This window comes from Mesorhizobium tianshanense (assembly GCF_007830515.1).
GTDB lineage: Bacteria > Pseudomonadota > Alphaproteobacteria > Rhizobiales > Rhizobiaceae > Mesorhizobium > Mesorhizobium tianshanense.
In genome coordinates this window covers 17,592-34,155 of the sequence record NZ_VLKT01000025.1, presented here as the reverse complement: position 1 = coordinate 34,155, position 16,564 = coordinate 17,592, and the positions used below count along the sequence as shown (strand labels likewise).

Genomic DNA, 16,564 nt, shown 5'->3' with positions numbered 1-16,564 from the left:
GAACAAAGACCAAAAGCGCGCCACATGAATGTCTCCAGACGCGACGCGCTTCAATGCGCAGCTTGTCTAGAAAGATTTTCCGCGCTGCACAATGGCCGTAGCTTCACGAAATCGAAGGGCTGGGCACGAAATCGAAGGCTGGGGCCGAGCGAAGGTCGGATGTCGGGAATTGGCCAGTTGACGAACAGGCCTCCAACCGTATAGTCCGCGCCCATCCAGGCCGCCCGGCCTGAGCCCCTATGGCGGAATTGGTAGACGCGCTCGACTCAAAATCGAGTTCCGCAAGGAGTGCTGGTTCGATCCCGGCTAGGGGCACCATTTTCCTCACAATTGCGCTGACGGCGGCCGAGCCGCCTGACGGGAGAGCCGCCTGTGACCACGGTGATGTCAAGGTGGGTAGGGGGGTGGGTAGCTACGGCGAATTCGGTATCCCTTGCCTCCTGTGTCGAGGCTGCAAACCGGGATAGTATGCCTCATAAAATACGATCGGTCTTCCAAGCTCGGAGCTGCGGTTAAACTCGTCGAGGCGTTGTAATTTGAGCCTATGAACCTTTTGTCAGGACGGTCGAGACGTAACTATGGCAAAAAAAAAATCGCGTACCAAGCCCAGTAGTGACCTCCTGAAGCTGCTTGCCACCAGGCCGAAAGCGGTTGCGCTTGCCGCGCTGCACGTGAGTGAATCCGTGCTGCTGGAACTCGAAGCATCCGAACTGTTGTCGGCAGCAGAGATCAGGGGATTGCTCAAGGACGCAGCCATGACTTTGCGGAATGCCGCCGAGCAAACAGACAACCGGAGTTGTCTCATTGCCAGCGAAATAGTCGATTCCATGCGGGAAAACTTCAGGAGAAACAAAACCTGACCGGTGCCATCCCATAGCGATTTCAAATCGTGGCTTCGGCAAGCCAGTGGAGCCTGTACAGTCAGCGAACAGTGCCGTTGCGACATCGTCCGATAGTGGCAATTGAACGGATACTCATTGCATCAATTTTGATGTACGTTCTATCCGATCGAGGAAGGGGCGTGCTTGCAGATGGCGTATACGTCACATCTTTTTTTGCGCGGAAATGAAAATCGTCCATCATATGTCGGACTTAACGACGACGATGCGGCGCTTATCAAGACGCTGGGGTTCACGCCGAAGAGCTATCCGGCGGAGACGGTTATCGTCAGCCAGGGCGAGGACAATGATCGCATATTCATAGTCGAGTCGGGCTGGGGTTGCATTTCTCATGAACTCGCGGACGGGCAGCGCCAGATATTGGATTTTGCCCTGAGAGGCGATACCGTCCTGCCTCAGGCGTACGCGGGCAGCGCTCTCGAGACGTTTGTGGCTCAAACCGAACTTTCGGTGCTGGTGGCTTCGACCAAGACCTTCACCCTTGCTGCCATGAAGTCGCCCCATCTCTTCTCGCTTATTATCGAGACCCTTGTGCATCGGGGAGCGTTTGTCGCTCAACATCTCACCAATGTAGGACGACGCAGCGCCTTGGCGCGGACGTCGCATCTGTTCCTCGAACTGAGGGCGCGCCTGGAGCGAGTCGGCGCTGTCACCCGCGATAGCTATGAGTGCCCTCTCACCCAGTACGATCTCGCGGACGCCCTCGGCATCACTCCGCTTCATGTCAATCGGGTGCTGCGGAACCTGCGTGAGCGCAAGTTGCTCGAATTCCGCCAGGGCCATGTTCGCGTGCTCGATCAACCGGGCCTGGCGAAGCTTGCCGGATTCGAGCCCGGATACATCGAAAGTTAAGGCGTATCGGCGCACGCCGGGGCGCGCCCGAAGGTCTTCAATAGAGGAAACCGTGTGCTCCGCGACAGCGGCCGCTTTGACGCGCGCTCAGCCAGTTCCTGCAGTTGTGGTCAGCGCCGGCCAAAGAACACCATTTTCCGCAAACGTGCGTTACCGCCGCCCCAGCAGGCTCTTCATCCGGTTGCGCAGGATGCGCGCCATGTTGCGGGTTTCGCGGTAGAGGTGAAGCTGCGACGCCGCCTGGCGGGCGAGGCGGTCGGCGTCCGGCGAAAGCCCGATGACCAGCGTGCCGATCGGCCTGCGCTCCATCCATAGCCGGCTCATCACCGGATGGTCGGGCATGGCGCAGGAATCGGTCATCATGATGTTGGGATCGTCGAGATGCTGCCTGGTCACCTCGATCATCAGCAGCGTGCCCGGCGAATAGGTTGCGAGCGTCTCGTCATAGGCCGTCTTCCAGGTGTAGGCGACGCCGGCCTCGACGAAGACGATCAGGCAGGCGATGGTGCGGCCGTCGAGCGTCAGCGAATGGATGCGGCACAGATCCTGCTCGGCCAGCCGGTGCACGGCTTCGCGGGCAAAGGCGGCGCGGTAGCGGTCGATGGCCATGGCGGTGCGCTCGCGGCCCTTCCAGCCGGCGACCTCGAGCGTCAGGAAACGTTCGATGGCGTGGCGGATCTCGTCCGGTCCGCGGGCCACGAGATGCTCCAGCTGGCCGAGATCGGCGAGGCGGCGCTTCAGGCGGCGGAATTCGCGATAGTGGTGCGAGCGCAGCGAGGCCTTCAGGTACTCATCGCCGTCGAGCTCGCTTTCGAGCACCGGGCGTTCGGCCTTGCCGGTGGCGACCAGCGTCAGGCCGCGCGTCTCGGCGACGGTGGCCAAGAGGCTGGCCACCGGGCCGTCGAGCCGGATGTCGGGCAGGACAAAGACCTTCGGCAGCTTGAGATGCGGCCGCGACAGCATCGAGAAGAAATCCTCGAGCACGCCGACGGGATCGTCACGGTCGACCAGCGGCGTGCCGATCGGGCCGAACGGGCTCGACCAGGTGCGCATGACCCGCACGCCGAGCGGCGGCCGTTCCACCGAGAACGGCACCAGCAGGCGCAGCCGGTTGCGGTATTCATCGCCGTCGCGGATGACCGCCAGCCGCACCTCGCGGTCTTCCAGCCTCGGCATGGCGGGCGCTAGGAAGCGCGGGTTGAAGAAGACGTTGGGCTCGATCGTGCGGGTGCAGAGATAGTCCAGTTCCTCGACCAGGTCGAAGCCGGCGGAGGCCGGGTAGATCGCCAGTTTGCGCTCGGGCCGGTCGTTGGCCAAGAGTTCGATATGGGCGGGATCGGCGTCGCGGACGAACCCGGCGAGGCCGGACACCATGGCGCCGGCCGGGCCGCCGCTGGTTTCCTCGAGCAACGGGACGGCGGCCATCACGCGGCTCCTTTCAAGGGCACGAAAATGGCCATGGCGATGCCGAGCTTGCGCCAGACCGTGAAGGACAGCGCGCCGGCCTCGAAGATCATCGCGAAGGCGGTCGCCATCGCCGCGCCCCACAGGCCGAAAAGCGGGATCAGCACCACGTTCAGGCCGATGTTGAAGGCCAGCGTCATGGCGTAGACGGCGGCGCAGATGTTCTGGTTGCCGCTCATCGTGAGCAGGCTTTCGCAAGGGCCGACGGCGGCCCGCGCCACGACGCCGAAGACCAGCAGGAACAACAGCGGATAGCCGGCGACGAATTCGGCGCCGAACAGGGCCAGCATCGGCTGGCCCAGCACCAGCACCAGCAGCGCCATGAACAGCGACGGCCAGAAGGTCCACGACACCGTTTCGCGGGCGAAGGCGGCGAGCTTTTCGGGCTCGCCATGGGTGAATTGCGCGTAGCGCTGGGCGACGCCCGCCTTGACCGCGAAATAGACGAAATGCACCAGCGCCAGCGTCTTGACCGTGGCGAAATAGACGGCGACGTCGTTGGGCTCCATATAGGCGCCGACCATCAGCACGTCGGCATTGGTGAGCAGGAAGAAGAAGCCTTCGACCAGGAAGATCGGCAGCGACACGAAGAACCACCGCGCGAAACGCACCTTCATCGGCCCGGCCGGGATATGCCTGTCCATGCGCGCCGTGACGCCGATGAGCTGGCCGATCGTGGTGGCATAGGTGGCGGCGATCGAGGCGAAGATCGCGGTCCTGGCGTCGGGCGCAAAGCCGACCAGAAGCATCAGCGCCATCAACGCCAGGATCAGCACCGGCCGCACCAGATAGGTCGGCGCCAGCGCGAACAGCGCCCATGAGTTCGCCCGCGACATCCCCTGCAGCAGGTCGGACATGGCGATCATCGGCAGGCAGATGACGCCGAGGATGAACGGCACGACATAGTAGTTTTCGATAAAGGGCGAGAGCAGCCAGACGCCGAGCGCGCCGAGCCCGGCGATCGCGGTCGAGGCAACCAGCACGAACAGGCGGCTGGCCAGCACGATGCCGCGCAGTTCGGCCAGCATGTTGCGCTCGCGGTATTCGGGAATGAAGCGGATGACCGAGGTGTGGAAGCCGAGGCAGGCGAGGTTGCCGACGATGACCATCGTCACCCAGACGAGGACGAAGATGCCGTATTCGAACGAGCCCATCCAGCGCGCCATCAGCACCTGGCTGACGAAGGCGATGACGGCGCTGACGATGCGGATGGAAAAGGCGATCAGCGACATGCGCCCAGCCTCGCCGCGCTCGTCGGCGGTGAACAGCACGGCATCGATGCGGCCAAGCAACGGTTTTACGCGCAGCGCAAGGCGCTGCGGCAGGAACCGCCCGGCTGTCGTCGCCGCGGAAAAGCGCACTCAATACTCTCCGTTTTCCGCCTCTTTTCTGGGTCTGCGTGTAGCGAGAACACATTAAGAAACGGTTGGGTGGGAGGAGGCGCGGTGCACGCATTCGTCATGCCGGTGGCATGACGTTTTGCGCGTAGTGTAAAGACTGGGACCTATATAATGTGTGACCCAACAATCACGTATAGCGCTTAGCGGCCTGCCGCTCATAATGGCACTTGGCATGTACGAGTTCAGTATTTTCTTCCGTGTAGCCGTCAGCCGCGCTCTGTCGATCTAGCTCGGAATATTTGAGCGGCATTTCTTGGCCACAGTGAGCGCACTTTCGCCCTTGCAGCCGCCATTTTAGTGCTTTGAGCTTATTGCGATGGGCCGGCTTGCTCCGTTCATCATAGTTAAGCTCCTTATAGTTAAGCTCCTTCACCACTTTTCGACGATAGGCAAAGAGCAGCAGCGGGTCGTCGCCGGCAAGTTCCGCAAGTTGCGCCCTAACATTCGTCAGTAGTTTATTGGCCTGCTTTAGTTCGTCACTCGTGAGGTTCCGATTAGGCATAGTCTTTACCTACATGGTCGCCAGCCTGACGGCATGGATATGCCGCACGGCTTCCTCGACTATCGGCCATAGAGCGGGCGGGCAGTCCTTAATCCCGACGCTGGAGTCAATCCGGTTTGGTGCTGGCCCCTTCGTGAGACCCAACACGCGCTTAACGTGAGCGACATGGCACGTTTCGACGGACTTGCCATATTTCCGCAGAACATAGGTCCGTTCTCTCTTGTATCCGGCTTTGTCAGTGATCATTGGGGTGGTCCCTCCATTGGTGACGCTTCCCATTCTTCACATGCGAACACGGCTGTCTATGTTAGAAGTTCTCTATATTCTGGTAGCACTGCTTGCGAGTGTTAGTGTCAGTCGTGCCGCACCACAAATTGAGATCACACCCGCAATGAAAACGTGGGGGAGACGGAGCTTTCTGGCTTTAACCCGGAGCCTGATTTAAGTTCTGAAGTAGTTTCTCGAATCTATCGCGCCATGGAAACTTGTCGTCGTCTAACCAGTCGGGATGCGGTTTAAAGCTGACACCGTTTAATTGGAACCGCATGCCGAGCCAAATTTCGGCTTGCCACATGTTGTTACCGAGTTCGTACAGCGTTTCCGTAGTGATGTGTTTTGGGGGATTGGCTTTAATCTGCGGGTCCGTCCATGTCTCAGAACGCACAAGCATCAGCGAGTCTTCGCTTGGTGAATAGCCATACGGCAAATCGTGGATAAGCCGGTTGCGCTGGCTATTCAGGTCTTTAACCTCCCGCCGAACGACCTCAAGTTTGCATTTATCCGCCTTATCCTGCATTTTCAAAGGGATGATTTGTTCCAACATTGCCAGCCGTGTAGTGAGGTTCATCACGGGCGAAAGCAGGGCGATCAGCGAGCTATGGTCAAGCCCTGTCAGATGGCCGATCGTCAGATTAACTGCCCTGTCCATCTGCGTTTGCCTCACGTCAACGAAGCCAAGCGCCGGCAGGAAATGTTGAGGCACTACAGTACCAGGAACGTATTCAACCATGTCAGAAACCCCCAAAACAAAGACCAGGATAAGGCCGACCAGCGCCGCGACGAGCCGGCGAAGCGCGTTTTGAATACGCCGCCGAAGCCAAAGACAGAGAAGCGCCCGGATCGCTCCGGGACGCCCCTATCAAAAGAAGATCGAGAGAATGGCCGCGATGCCAAATAGGCAGAGCGCGACGTTCACCTTCACTTCAATCGTGACCTTGGGTTTCATTGGAAATCCCTCGGTCCGTGGCCACGGAACCAAAAGGTTTCGTGAGTCATGCCAGCGTTACGAATAAGCCGTCGTTCGCCGGTGTATCGGCTCACTCTTGGCGTTGTACTTCCGCCGCCAGTGAATCCCATGTGCCTCCAAGGTTGTCGCTAGGTTTTTCGCTGTTTGATGGCGATTCCGTTGCGGGCTCGGCATGGGCCGCAGGGTGTTCCGACTCGGGGTGACCAGACAGGCAAGTCTGGGGCCTTATCGGGCCTGTGGAAATCTAAGAGTGGGCCGAGTCTTATTTTGTGTCGAGTCGGCTTTTCTTGCGCCTGTGGAGAAGCCTTCGCGCCTTCGGCTTAAGCGTGACCGGCTTCGTCAATCCGCCGATAGGTAAGGCGCTTGCCGACCATGGCCTTGATGGCTTTCTCGGCGCGTTCCGGGGCGAATAGGGTCCGTTTGCGGGCACTATCGTAGCCGACAAAGACGCTGGCAGCGCTAGCCGCTTTCGTCTTTCCGATCAACCACCTTGCCGGGAGCACATTTTTGCCCCGCCGGTTTTTTCTTGCGCTTGTTGCACTCTGCCGGCTTTTCGGGCGTTCGAAGCTCGAAAAGCCAAGCAATTGGCTTTTCGTCCGCTACGCTGACCGCTTCTCATTCCTCAGGTGGGGAGATTGGCTAATCGCCAACGCCGGTGCTGCCCCGCCCTTCCGGCATCTTCTCCCCGTGAACGGGGAGAAGGGAAAGGCGCGCCTTACGCAAACGCCCCGTGGCAGTGCTTGTACTTTTTCCCCGACCCGCACGGGCAGGCCTCGTTGCGGCCGATCTTGCCCCAGGTGGCGGGGTTTTTCGGGTCGCGGTTTTCTGGGGCGACGATGGCGTTGGTTTCCTGGCGGACCAGAAGCCCGGTCTCGCCGCCGTCGAAATCGTCCTCGCCGGTGGTGCCGTCGAGATGGCTGCCGAACATGTCGGGGGCCTCGGGCGGCGGGGCTTCGGCGGCCTGGCGGACCAGCTCGACGCGCATCAGCTGAGCGGTGACGGCCTGGCGCAGATTGCCCAGCATTGCCTGGAACAGTTCGAACGCCTCGCCCTTGTATTCCTGCAGCGGGTCGCGCTGGGCGTAGCCGCGGAAGCCGACGACCGAGCGCAGATGGTCGAGGTTGACGATGTGCTCGCGCCACAGATGGTCGAGCGTCTGCAGCACCACCGAGCGCTCGACATAGGTCATCACGTCGGCGCCGAAACGCTCGGCGCGGTCCTTCGCGGCAGCGTCGGCAGCCTCGGTGATGCGCTCGCGGATGTCGTCCTCGGCGATGCCCTCTTCCTTGACCCAGTCGTCGATGGGCAGGTCGAGATTGAGGAATTCGGCGACCTCGGCCTTGAGGCCGGCGACGTTCCACTGCTCGGCATAGGCGTTTTCGGGAATGGCCTTGGCGACGATCTCCTCGATGACGCCCTCGCGCATCTCGGCGATGGTTTCCGAAAGCCCTTCGCCGTCCATCAGCTCGAGACGCTGCTCGAACACCACCTTGCGCTGGTCGTTCGAGACATCGTCATATTTCAGCAGGTTCTTGCGGATGTCGAAATTGCGCGCCTCGACCTTCTTCTGCGCCTTTTCCAGCGCCTTGTTGATCCAGGGATGGATGATCGCTTCGTCTTCCTTGAGGCCGAGCTTCTGCAGCATGCCGTCCATGCGCTCGGAGCCGAAGATGCGCATCAAATCGTCCTGCAGCGACAGGAAGAATTTCGAGCGCCCGGGATCGCCCTGGCGGCCTGAGCGGCCGCGCAACTGGTTGTCGATGCGGCGCGACTCGTGGCGTTCGGTTGCGAGCACGTAAAGGCCGCCGGCGGCCAGCGCCTTTTCCTTCAGCCGCTGAACGTCCTCGCGGATTTCCTTTTCCTTCGCGTCGCGCTCGGGACCGGCCGGCATGTCGGCCAGTTCCTCGGCGATGCGCATGTCGGCATTGCCGCCGAGCTGGATGTCGGTGCCGCGGCCGGCCATGTTGGTGGCGATGGTGATGGCGCCGGGTTTTCCCGCCTGGGCGACGATTGCCGCCTCACGCTCGTGGTGGCGGGCGTTCAGCACCTCGAATCCCTTGAAGCCGTCCTTGCGCAGGCGTTCGGCCAGCTGCTCGGATTTCTCGATCGAGGTCGTGCCGACCAGCGTTGGCTGGCCCTTGGCGCTGGCTTCCCTGATCTCCTTGACGATCGCCTTGTATTTCTCCTCGACGGTCCGGTAGACCTCGTCGTCTTCGTCGACACGCACCACCGGCAGATTGGTCGGGATCTCGGTGACCTCGAGGCCGTAGATGTTGCCGAATTCCTCGGCCTCGGTCAGCGCCGTGCCGGTCATGCCGGCGAGCTTCTTGTAGAGGCGGAAATAATTCTGGAAGGTGACGGAGGCGAGCGTCTGGTTCTCCGGCTGGATCGCCACATGCTCCTTGGCCTCGAGCGCCTGGTGCAGGCCTTCCGAATAGCGGCGGCCGGGCATCATGCGGCCGGTGAACTCGTCGATGATGACGATCTCGCCGTTGCGCACGATATAGTCCTTGTCCTTCTGGAACAGCTGGTGCGCCTTCAGCGCATTGTTGACATGGTGGACGATGGCGACGTTCTCGACGTCGTAGAGCGACTCGCCCTTGAGCAGGCCGGCGTCGCGCAAAAGGTTTTCCAGCTTCTCGGTGCCCTCCTCGGTGAAGATCGAGGTCTTCTGCTTCTCGTCGATCTCATAGTCGGCCGGCTCGAGCTTCAGCATGAAGGCGTCGATGGTGTTGTACATTTCCGAACGGTCCTCGAGCGGGCCGGAAATGATCAGCGGCGTGCGCGCCTCGTCGACCAGGATCGAATCGACCTCGTCGACGATCGCGTAGCTGTGGCCGCGCTGCACCATCTGGGCGCGCTCGTATTTCATATTGTCGCGCAGGTAGTCGAAGCCGAGCTCGTTGTTGGTGGCGTAGGTGACGTCGGCGGCGTAGGCGGCGCTGCGCTCCTCGTCGGACAGGCCGTGGACGATGACGCCGACGGTGAGGCCGAGGAATTTGTAGACGCGGCCCATCCATTCGGAGTCGCGCGTGGCAAGATAGTCGTTGACGGTGACGACATGGACGCCTTTGCCGGCGAGCGCGTTGAGATAGACGGGCAGCGTGGCGACCAGCGTCTTGCCCTCGCCGGTGCGCATCTCGGCGATGCCGCCATTGTGCAGCACCATGCCGCCGATCAGCTGCACGTCGAACGGGCGCATGCCGAGCACGCGGCGCGCCGCCTCGCGCACGGTGGCGAAGGCCGGCACCAGGAGATCGTCGAGGCTGGCGCCGTTGGCGACGTCCTGGCGGAATTTTTCCGTGCGTGCCGCCAGCTCGGCGTCGGAGAGCGCCCGCATCTCGTTTTCCATGGCGTTGATCGCTTCGACGCGCGGCCGGGTCGACTTGACCCGACGATCGTTGGAGGAGCCGAAAACCTTACGGGCGAGACCGCCAAAACTGACCATTCAATGGTCCTTTCGATAGCATTCCAAGTCGTTGCGACGGCTGCCGGCCGGCCCCATCAAATCCACGTGAAACGCGGACAAACGCAAAAAGCGCCCGGAAAACGGTTCTGGACGCAAAGTCGTTGGACAGATAAGAGGGGGCTCAATCGATGTCAACGCCGCGCTCGCCCTGTCGACCGCGCCAAATTCGGCCACAAACTGGCTGATCTGGAAGCCATCCCGCTCTAGCTATCCCCCATTGGAGTTAATCGTATGTCCTTATTGTTCCGCCGCGCGTCGCTCGCCAGCCTTGGCCTGGCATTCGGGCTGTCGGCTCTGTCGCTGTCGCCACTGATGGCGCAGGACACCGCCCCCGCCCAGCCGGCCGCGCCTGCCCAGCCTGCCGCGCCGGTCGATCCGAACGCCGTGGTCGCCACGATCAACGGCCAGAAGCTGACCGAGGCAGACCTTGCGCTTGCCGAAGGCGAGCTGTCGCAGCAGTTCGCGCAGATGCCGCCTGAACAGCGCCGCGCCGCGGCGCTTTCGGCGGCGATCGAAATCAAGGTCATGGCGGCCCAGGCGGTCACCACCGGCCTCGACAAGGATCCCGACTTCCAGCGCCGCATGGCGTTCCTGCAGCAGCGCGCCCTGCATGGCCAAATGGTCGAGAAGGACGTCGTCGACAAGGTCACGGATGCCGAGGTTCGCGCCCGCTACGACCAGGAAATCGCCAACACGCCGCCGACCAACGAGGTGCATGCCCGTCACATCCTGGTGAAGACGAAGGAAGAGGCCGACGCGATCATCAAGCAGCTCGACGGCGGCGGCGATTTCCAGAAGCTCGCCAACGAGCACACCAGCGATCCGAGTGGCAAGACCAGCGGCGGCGATCTCGGCTGGTTCGGACCCGGCCAGATGGTGCCGGAATTCGACAAGGCGGTCTTCGCGCTGGCGGTCGGCAAATACACCGAGCAGCCGGTGCAGTCGCAGTTCGGCTGGCACGTCATCCAGGTCGAGGACAAGCGCGCCAAGCAGCCGCCGGCCTTCGAGCAGGTTAGGGATCAGGCCCGTCAGGCGGTCATCCGCGACAAGTATATCGCGCTGGTCAAGACGCTGCGCGCCGACGCCAAAGTCGAGATCCCGGACGAGCAGCTGAAGAAGACGGTCGACGCGCTGGAGAACGCGAAGTAGGCCTGCCGTCGGCGAAGCTGCCGATCTCCCCCTTGCGGGGGTTGAGGAGTGGTCCGCGCAGCGGACGGAAAGCCAATTGCTTGGCTTTCCGAACGACGAACGCCCGGCAAGGCAGAGGGGTGCTGTCCCTCCAACCTGCCAAACCGTCACAGCCAAGTGCACAGGCCGGTTCTTCAGGAAGCCGACGAGATCATCCTCGATGTTTCCGGTATCGGGATTGTCGACGCGCTTGAGCCGCTGATAGACGTCGAAAGCAGAGCGGCCTTGCTCGGCCACCAGCTGGCGGTTTCCGGCGTCGCTCATAACGGCCGAAAACACCCTTGCGCCGGCGCCCGCTATCGGGCAAACGGGCGTTCCCCTTGCGTTTTCCCGCCCGAGGTCTTCATGTCAGCCACGATTTCGCCGCTCGCGCCGAAAAAGTATCCCAAGATGCCTGCTATCGAGGGCGTTCGCATCGCCACCGCCGAGGCCGGGATAAAGTACAAGAACCGCACCGACCTGCTGGCCATGGTCTTCGACGCCGGCACCACGGTCGCCGGCGTGTTCACCAAGTCGAAATGCCCGTCGGCGCCGGTCGATTTCTGCCGGCAGAATCTCGGGCAGGGCAAGGCGCGCGTGCTGGTCGTCAACTCCGGCAACGCCAATGCCTTTACCGGCCAGAAGGGCCGGACGTCGACGGCAATGACCGGCGAAGCCGCGGCCAAGGCCGCGGGCTGCACGCCGGACGAGGTGTTTCTGGCCTCGACCGGCGTCATCGGCGAGCCGCTGGACGCCGGCAAGTTCAGCCATTTGCTCGCCGGACTGGTCAAGGACGGCCGCCCGGACCTGTGGACCGAAGCCGCCAAGGCGATCATGACCACGGACACCTATCCGAAACTGGCGACCGCGACGGTGAAGCTCGGCGACGCCGACGTCACCATCAACGGCATTGCCAAGGGCGCCGGCATGATCGCGCCCGACATGGCGACGATGCTCTCCTTCATCGCCACCGACGCACCGATCGCGGCGCCCGTGCTGCAGGATCTTCTGTCGCGCGGCACCGCCAAGACCTTCAACGCGGTCACCGTCGACAGCGACACCTCGACCAGCGACACGCTGCTGATCTTCGCCACCGGCACGGCCGCCAGGCGCGGCGCGCCTGACATCACCGATGCCGGGGATGCGCGCCTCGGCGCCTTCCGCCGCGCGCTCGGCAAGGTGCTGAAATCGCTGGCGCTGCAAGTGGTGCGCGACGGCGAGGGCGCCCGCAAGCAGGTCGAGGTCACCGTCACCGGCGCGAAATCGGCCCGCTCGGCCAAGCGCATCGCGCTGTCGATCGCCAATTCGCCGCTGGTCAAGACGGCGGTCGCCGGCGAGGACGCCAATTGGGGCCGCGTCGTCATGGCCGTCGGCAAGGCCGGCGAACCGGCCGACCGCGACCTCCTGTCGATCTGGTTCGGCGATATCAGGCTGGCGCATGAGGGCGAGCGCGATGCAAGCTACTCCGAAGAGGCGACGTCGGCCTACATGAAGCGCGACGAGATCCGCATCCGTGCCGATATCGGCATCGGCCGTGGCAAGGCGACGGTGTGGACTTGCGACCTCACCAAGGAGTATGTCGCCATCAACGGCGATTATCGGAGCTGATGGCGTTGGTTTCCAGACATCCGGCAAGCGTGCTTGCCATCGTGCGTCGTTACGAGGCGGCCGGTTTTCGGGCCTGGCCGGCGGCGGCCGTCCATTATGACGGCACCTGGGTGGTGCGGCTGACGGCAGGCCATCCGGCCAAGCGGCTGAATTCGGTCAACCCGCTCGATCCGGGCGACATCCAGCACATTGCCGAGCGCATCGGTCGCGCCAGCCGCCGTTTCGACGCCTATGGCCGGCCGCTGACCTTCCGCATATCGCCGCTGTCGGGCTCCGTGCTTTCGAAACATCTCGACAGCGAGGGGTGGAGCAGCTTCGCGGAATCGCTGGTCATGCGGCTGCCGCTGGCGGACGCCCAGCTCGACGTCGCCATGGACCAGATTCCGCTGAAGGACATCAGCCGCTTCATCGGCGCGGCGCTCAAGGTGAGCGGCTCGGACGTGTCGCTGCGGCCGGGCCTGTCGGAGATCATCGGCGCCATCCAGCCGGAAGCCGGGCTGTTCGCGCTCGAAGAGGGTACGGAACCGCTGGCGACGCTGATCTGCGTCCATGATGGCGATCTCGCAGGGCTGTTCGAGATCGCCACCGACAGATCGGTGCGCAACCAGGGCCATGGCCGCCACCTCATTATGTCGGCGCTGAAATGGGCGCGGCTGCGCGGCGCCCGGGAAGCCTGGCTGCAGGTCGAGGCCGACAATGCGCCGGCGCTGGCGCTTTATCGCTCGCTCGGGTTCGACGAAGTCTATCGTTACCATTATCGCCGGCCGCCCGGCGCATGACCGGCGCGAGCCCTGTTGGCAAGCGCCTGCTGCTGGTCGCGGCCTGTGCGCTGGTCGATACCGACGGTCGCGTGCTTCTGGCGCAGCGGCCTGAAGGCAAGCAGCTCGCCGGCCTGTGGGAATTTCCGGGCGGCAAGGTCGAGCCCGGCGAGACGCCGGAAGAATGCCTCATCCGGGAGTTGTACGAGGAGATCGGCATCGAAACCGACATTCCCTGCTTGGCGCCGTTCACCTTCGCCAGCCATTCCTACGATGATTTTCACCTGCTGATGCCGCTGTTCGTCTGCCGTCGCTTCCGCGGCATCGCGCAGCCGAAGGAGGGCCAGGTGCTGAAATGGGTGCGGCCGCGCCAGATGCGCGATTTTCCGATGCCGCCGGCCGACGCGCCGCTGATCCAGTTCCTCATCGATCTTCTGTGATTTGCGCCTTCACGGCCCGAGTTTAAGACAGCGTTAATCGAAGATTTATCTTGCCGTGAAAAATTGAGAGGCGTGGAAATTGAAGCAAGGCCTGTCCGGGCCTTTGCCGGAGAGCGGTTGCATGAGCCTCGACAGGGACTGGGAATCGATCCGACCCGACCGCAATCATAGCGCCGCCAATGCCGGCATGGGCATATTGCGTATCACGCTGCTGTTCGGCTCGGCCGCGGTGGCGCTGGCCTTGATCGCGACGCCTTTCCTCGACAGCCGGATACGATCGCAGTCCGCCCGCGCCGAACTTGCCGACCTCGATACGATCAGCACAGGCTCGATCGGCCGCCGCGACACCTACACGCTGCGCAGGAGCGTGCTGCAGCCGTTGCCCAGTTCAATCTGCGTGATACGCGACAATGGCAAGCGCAGCGGCGACTGCTGACATGTTTAAAGCCGTCGTTTCATCGCCTGTTAAGCCTGTGCCGTTAACCTTTCTTAACGGGTCGGCGCTAGGGTTCCGGCAAGCGGGATCGACGGTCATGAAGACATTGCTGCAACGATTTCTGGAAGACGAAACCGGCGCGACGGCCATTGAATATGGGCTGATCGTGGCCGTGCTGTCGCTTACCATCGTAGGCGGCGCCAGCCAGGCGTTCGATGCCATCAAGTGGCTGTTCAGCGACAACAACAGCAGGCTGGTGAACGCTTTCGCGACCACCCCCCAACCATAGCAATCCGGTCAACGTCCGCCTGGCCCGCCGGGATTTTCCAGTATTGTCTTCAGCGATATTTTCGCCGAGCCCGGCTTCAACGGCTTTTGCTGCGAGGCGTCGGGCGCCCATCCTGACATCCAGACGATCGGAAAACTCGCCCTGACGCGACCATCGGCGTCCGAAAACCGCTCGGCGTAGATTTCGGCGGCGCGGGCAAACAGTCTGCGTGTGCCCGGTCGCCTGCTGCGGTCGACGAGCGCGCTGGTCTCGCCCACTGCCCGCAGGTCCGCCATCAGGCCGAACAGGGTTCCGTACCGCACCGTCACCGTCTCGACATCGGCGACCGGCAGGGCCAGGCCGGCGCGCTGCAAAAGCGCGCCGGCGTCGCGCACGTCGGTGAACGGGATGACGCGTGGGCTGGCGCCGCCGTAAAGCTCGGTCTCGGCGGCGAGCAGGCTTTCGCGCAGCTCGGAAAGCGTACCGGCGCCGGCAAAAGCGCCGAGAAAAAGACCATCGGGCTTCAGCGCGCGGCGGATCTGCACCAGCATGCCGGGAATATCGTTCATTGCCTGAAGAGACAAAAGGGAGACGGCGAGGTCGAGGCTTTCCGGCTCGAACGGCACGGTTTCCAGCGGTGCCACCAATCCAGCGGCACCGCCCAGGAACGCGGCGTCCGCCTCCACGCGCACGATGTCCGCCACCTTACCGCTTGTCGCGAGCACGTCGGACGCCGCCGGCGTCTGGCAAAACAGCACGGCCGCTCTGTCGAATTTGCGCTCGACGGCGTCCAGCCGCTCGGCAAGATCCTCGGCCGCCCGCCGCATCAGGAAATCCGCGCCGGCAGTCGGATGGGCGAGAGCCCGGCGCTTGTGCGCCAGCCAGAGAGATGTATCGACTATAGGCTGCAACGGCTGGTTCCTGGTTTCCGCTCTCTGATATAGGGTGGCGGAGAACCAACCACGTGGCCGATCCAATGCCAGATATCAAGAGTATCGCTCGAAAGGCATTGGGCTGGCCGGCGCGCCTCCTGTTTCCGCCGGTTTGCGCCGGCTGCCGGCGGCATGTCTCGCAGCCCGGCGTGCTGTGCGGCGCCTGCTGGCCGAAGCTCAGGCTTCTGGAACGGCCGTGGTGCCCGGTGATGGGCACGCCGTTCATCCACCACATGGGCGAGGGGTTCCTGTCGGCCGAGGCGATCGCCGACCCGCCGCCGTTCGAGCGCGCGCGGGCCGCGGTCGCTTACTCCGGCGTCGCCCGCCAGATGGTGCAAGGATTGAAATACCAGGATCGCACCGACCTGGCGCCATGGATGGCGCGCTGGATGCTGCGCGCCGGCGCCGAACTGATCGCGGAAGCCGATGTGGTCGTGCCGGTGCCGCTGCACTGGCGGCGCTTCTTCAGGCGTCAGTTCAACCAGTCGGCGGAACTGGCAAGGGCGGTATCGCAGCTTGGCGGCCTGCCTTTCGCGCCCTCCGCGGTCAGGCGTGTCAAACTCACCCGCCAGCAGGTCGGGCTGGAGCGGCGGGAACGCGAGGAGAATGTGCGTGCCGCGTTCAGAGTGCCCGAGGAGGCCGAGATCGAGATCGCCGGCCGCCGGGTGCTCTTGATCGACGATGTCTATACCACCGGCGCCACTGTCCGCGCGGTCGCCAAGGCGCTGAAGAGGGGCGGCGCCGGGGCGGTCGACGTGCTGACCTTTGCGCGCGTGCTGCCGGGGGACTTTCGGGCCGACGAGTCCGCGACTATATAGGTTGAGGAAAGGCAGGATTGCTGACCGATGGTCGACGTGACGATCTATACACGGATGATGTGCGGCTATTGCACGGCGGCCAAGCGGCTGCTCGAGCGCAAGGGTGTCACCTACACCGAGCACGACGCATCCTTCTCGCCGGAACTGCGCCGGGAAATGATTTCCCGCGCGAACGGCCGCTCGACCTTTCCGCAGATATTCATCGGCGATACGCATGTCGGCGGCTCCGACGATCTCCATGAACTGGAGGCGGAGGGCCGGCTGGACCGTCTGCTCGCCAATGGCTCGACGAACTGAGGACATGA

The 16,564-nt window shown here is 63.0% G+C and carries 16 protein-coding genes, 1 tRNA gene and 1 pseudogene; 11 read left to right on the top strand and 7 right to left on the bottom strand.

The features are described 5' to 3' along the window. Positions 1–233 precede the first annotated feature (233 nt). The 3 genes from IQ26_RS19945 to IQ26_RS19935 all read left to right on the top strand — a co-directional run bounded on the left by IQ26_RS19945 (position 234) and on the right by IQ26_RS19935 (position 1,751). Positions 234–318, top strand: a tRNA-Leu gene (locus IQ26_RS19945). 260 nt (positions 319–578) lie between these two features. Then, entirely contained in the window at positions 579–860 is a 282-nt protein-coding gene (locus IQ26_RS19940) for a hypothetical protein (RefSeq protein WP_145720068.1), read from the top strand. Positions 861–1,031: 171 nt separating this feature from the next. Continuing rightward, complete coding sequence (locus IQ26_RS19935; RefSeq protein ID WP_145720151.1) at positions 1,032–1,751, top strand: Crp/Fnr family transcriptional regulator; 720 nt, start codon at positions 1,032–1,034, stop codon at positions 1,749–1,751. 150 nt (positions 1,752–1,901) lie between these two features. Here the strand turns inward: IQ26_RS19935 and IQ26_RS19930 are convergent, their stop codons facing one another. The 5 genes from IQ26_RS19930 to secA all read right to left on the bottom strand — a co-directional run bounded on the left by IQ26_RS19930 (position 1,902) and on the right by secA (position 9,811). Then, positions 1,902–3,176, bottom strand: coding sequence for a GNAT family N-acetyltransferase (locus IQ26_RS19930; protein ID WP_145720067.1), 1,275 nt, complete (start codon positions 3,174–3,176; stop codon positions 1,902–1,904). Beyond that, complete coding sequence (locus tag IQ26_RS19925; protein WP_145720066.1) at positions 3,176–4,576, bottom strand: oligosaccharide flippase family protein; 1,401 nt, start codon at positions 4,574–4,576, stop codon at positions 3,176–3,178. The genes IQ26_RS19930 and IQ26_RS19925 overlap by 1 nt, the downstream gene beginning before the upstream one ends. Before the next feature lie 166 nt (positions 4,577–4,742). Beyond that, a complete protein-coding gene (locus IQ26_RS19920) occupies positions 4,743–5,117 on the bottom strand; it encodes a hypothetical protein (protein ID WP_145720065.1) in 375 nt (124 codons plus the stop codon). 424 nt (positions 5,118–5,541) lie between these two features. Next, positions 5,542–6,126, bottom strand: a complete 585-nt coding sequence (locus IQ26_RS19915; RefSeq protein ID WP_145720064.1) for a hypothetical protein — start codon at positions 6,124–6,126, stop codon at positions 5,542–5,544. 952 nt (positions 6,127–7,078) lie between these two features. Continuing rightward, positions 7,079–9,811 (bottom strand): preprotein translocase subunit SecA, encoded by a 2,733-nt coding sequence (secA, locus tag IQ26_RS19910; protein WP_145720063.1) that lies wholly within the window; start codon positions 9,809–9,811, stop codon positions 7,079–7,081. A gap of 252 nt (positions 9,812–10,063) precedes the next feature. On the opposite strand from secA, the gene IQ26_RS19905 reads away from it, so the two are divergent. Continuing rightward, positions 10,064–10,981 carry a peptidylprolyl isomerase gene (locus IQ26_RS19905; protein ID WP_145720062.1) on the top strand — a complete coding sequence of 306 codons (918 nt, stop codon included), beginning with the start codon at positions 10,064–10,066 and terminating at the stop codon, positions 10,979–10,981. A gap of 168 nt (positions 10,982–11,149) precedes the next feature. Here IQ26_RS19905 and IQ26_RS40470 read toward each other — a convergent pair. Beyond that, positions 11,150–11,274 (bottom strand): annotated as a pseudogene (locus IQ26_RS40470) (TetR family transcriptional regulator); the annotation flags it as partial. A 91-nt stretch (positions 11,275–11,365) separates the two neighbouring features. Here IQ26_RS40470 and argJ point away from each other — a divergent pair. The 5 genes from argJ to IQ26_RS19875 all read left to right on the top strand — a co-directional run bounded on the left by argJ (position 11,366) and on the right by IQ26_RS19875 (position 14,530). Further along, entirely contained in the window at positions 11,366–12,607 is a 1,242-nt protein-coding gene (argJ, locus tag IQ26_RS19895) for a bifunctional glutamate N-acetyltransferase/amino-acid acetyltransferase ArgJ (RefSeq protein WP_145720061.1), read from the top strand. Beyond that, positions 12,607–13,386: a GNAT family N-acetyltransferase gene (locus IQ26_RS19890; protein ID WP_208760188.1), complete on the top strand. Its 780-nt coding sequence runs from the start codon at positions 12,607–12,609 to the stop codon at positions 13,384–13,386. Before argJ ends, IQ26_RS19890 begins: the two co-directional genes overlap by 1 nt. Next, on the top strand, positions 13,383–13,805 hold the full coding sequence (locus tag IQ26_RS19885) for a (deoxy)nucleoside triphosphate pyrophosphohydrolase (protein WP_145720060.1): 423 nt from the start codon (positions 13,383–13,385) through the stop codon (positions 13,803–13,805). The genes IQ26_RS19890 and IQ26_RS19885 overlap by 4 nt, the downstream gene beginning before the upstream one ends. A 121-nt stretch (positions 13,806–13,926) precedes the next feature. Then, a complete protein-coding gene (locus IQ26_RS19880) occupies positions 13,927–14,241 on the top strand; it encodes a hypothetical protein (protein WP_145720059.1) in 315 nt (104 codons plus the stop codon). Between the two features lie 97 nt (positions 14,242–14,338). Continuing rightward, positions 14,339–14,530 carry a Flp family type IVb pilin gene (locus tag IQ26_RS19875; protein WP_145720058.1) on the top strand — a complete coding sequence of 64 codons (192 nt, stop codon included), beginning with the start codon at positions 14,339–14,341 and terminating at the stop codon, positions 14,528–14,530. An 8-nt stretch (positions 14,531–14,538) separates the two neighbouring features. Here IQ26_RS19875 and IQ26_RS19870 read toward each other — a convergent pair whose 3' ends face one another. Then, on the bottom strand, positions 14,539–15,420 hold the full coding sequence (locus IQ26_RS19870) for a methyltransferase domain-containing protein (RefSeq protein ID WP_145720057.1): 882 nt from the start codon (positions 15,418–15,420) through the stop codon (positions 14,539–14,541). 53 nt (positions 15,421–15,473) lie between these two features. On the opposite strand from IQ26_RS19870, the gene IQ26_RS19865 reads away from it, so the two are divergent. Together IQ26_RS19865 and grxC are read left to right on the top strand one after the other, a co-directional pair. Beyond that, on the top strand, positions 15,474–16,259 hold the full coding sequence (locus IQ26_RS19865) for a ComF family protein (RefSeq protein ID WP_145720056.1): 786 nt from the start codon (positions 15,474–15,476) through the stop codon (positions 16,257–16,259). 27 nt (positions 16,260–16,286) lie between these two features. After that, a complete protein-coding gene (grxC, locus tag IQ26_RS19860; RefSeq protein WP_145720055.1) occupies positions 16,287–16,556 on the top strand; it encodes a glutaredoxin 3 in 270 nt (89 codons plus the stop codon). Positions 16,557–16,564: the final 8 nt, after the last annotated feature.

Excerpts from the sequence above, each read along its gene's own strand:
- IQ26_RS19940 (WP_145720068.1), top strand. The coding sequence starts at position 579 with ATGGCAAAAAAAAAATCGCGTACCAAGCCCAGTAGTGACCTCCTGAAG.
- IQ26_RS19935 (WP_145720151.1), top strand. The coding sequence starts at position 1,032 with ATGGCGTATACGTCACATCTTTTTTTGCGCGGAAATGAAAATCGTCCA.
- IQ26_RS19930 (WP_145720067.1), bottom strand. The coding sequence starts at position 3,176 with ATGGCCGCCGTCCCGTTGCTCGAGGAAACCAGCGGCGGCCCGGCCGGC.
- IQ26_RS19920 (WP_145720065.1), bottom strand. The coding sequence starts at position 5,117 with ATGCCTAATCGGAACCTCACGAGTGACGAACTAAAGCAGGCCAATAAA.
- IQ26_RS19915 (WP_145720064.1), bottom strand. The coding sequence starts at position 6,126 with ATGGTTGAATACGTTCCTGGTACTGTAGTGCCTCAACATTTCCTGCCG.
- secA (WP_145720063.1), bottom strand. The coding sequence starts at position 9,811 with ATGGTCAGTTTTGGCGGTCTCGCCCGTAAGGTTTTCGGCTCCTCCAAC.
- IQ26_RS19905 (WP_145720062.1), top strand. The coding sequence starts at position 10,064 with ATGTCCTTATTGTTCCGCCGCGCGTCGCTCGCCAGCCTTGGCCTGGCA.
- argJ (WP_145720061.1), top strand. The coding sequence starts at position 11,366 with ATGTCAGCCACGATTTCGCCGCTCGCGCCGAAAAAGTATCCCAAGATG.
- IQ26_RS19890 (WP_208760188.1), top strand. The coding sequence starts at position 12,607 with ATGGCGTTGGTTTCCAGACATCCGGCAAGCGTGCTTGCCATCGTGCGT.
- IQ26_RS19885 (WP_145720060.1), top strand. The coding sequence starts at position 13,383 with ATGACCGGCGCGAGCCCTGTTGGCAAGCGCCTGCTGCTGGTCGCGGCC.
- IQ26_RS19880 (WP_145720059.1), top strand. The coding sequence starts at position 13,927 with ATGAGCCTCGACAGGGACTGGGAATCGATCCGACCCGACCGCAATCAT.
- IQ26_RS19875 (WP_145720058.1), top strand. The coding sequence starts at position 14,339 with ATGAAGACATTGCTGCAACGATTTCTGGAAGACGAAACCGGCGCGACG.
- grxC (WP_145720055.1), top strand. The coding sequence starts at position 16,287 with ATGGTCGACGTGACGATCTATACACGGATGATGTGCGGCTATTGCACG.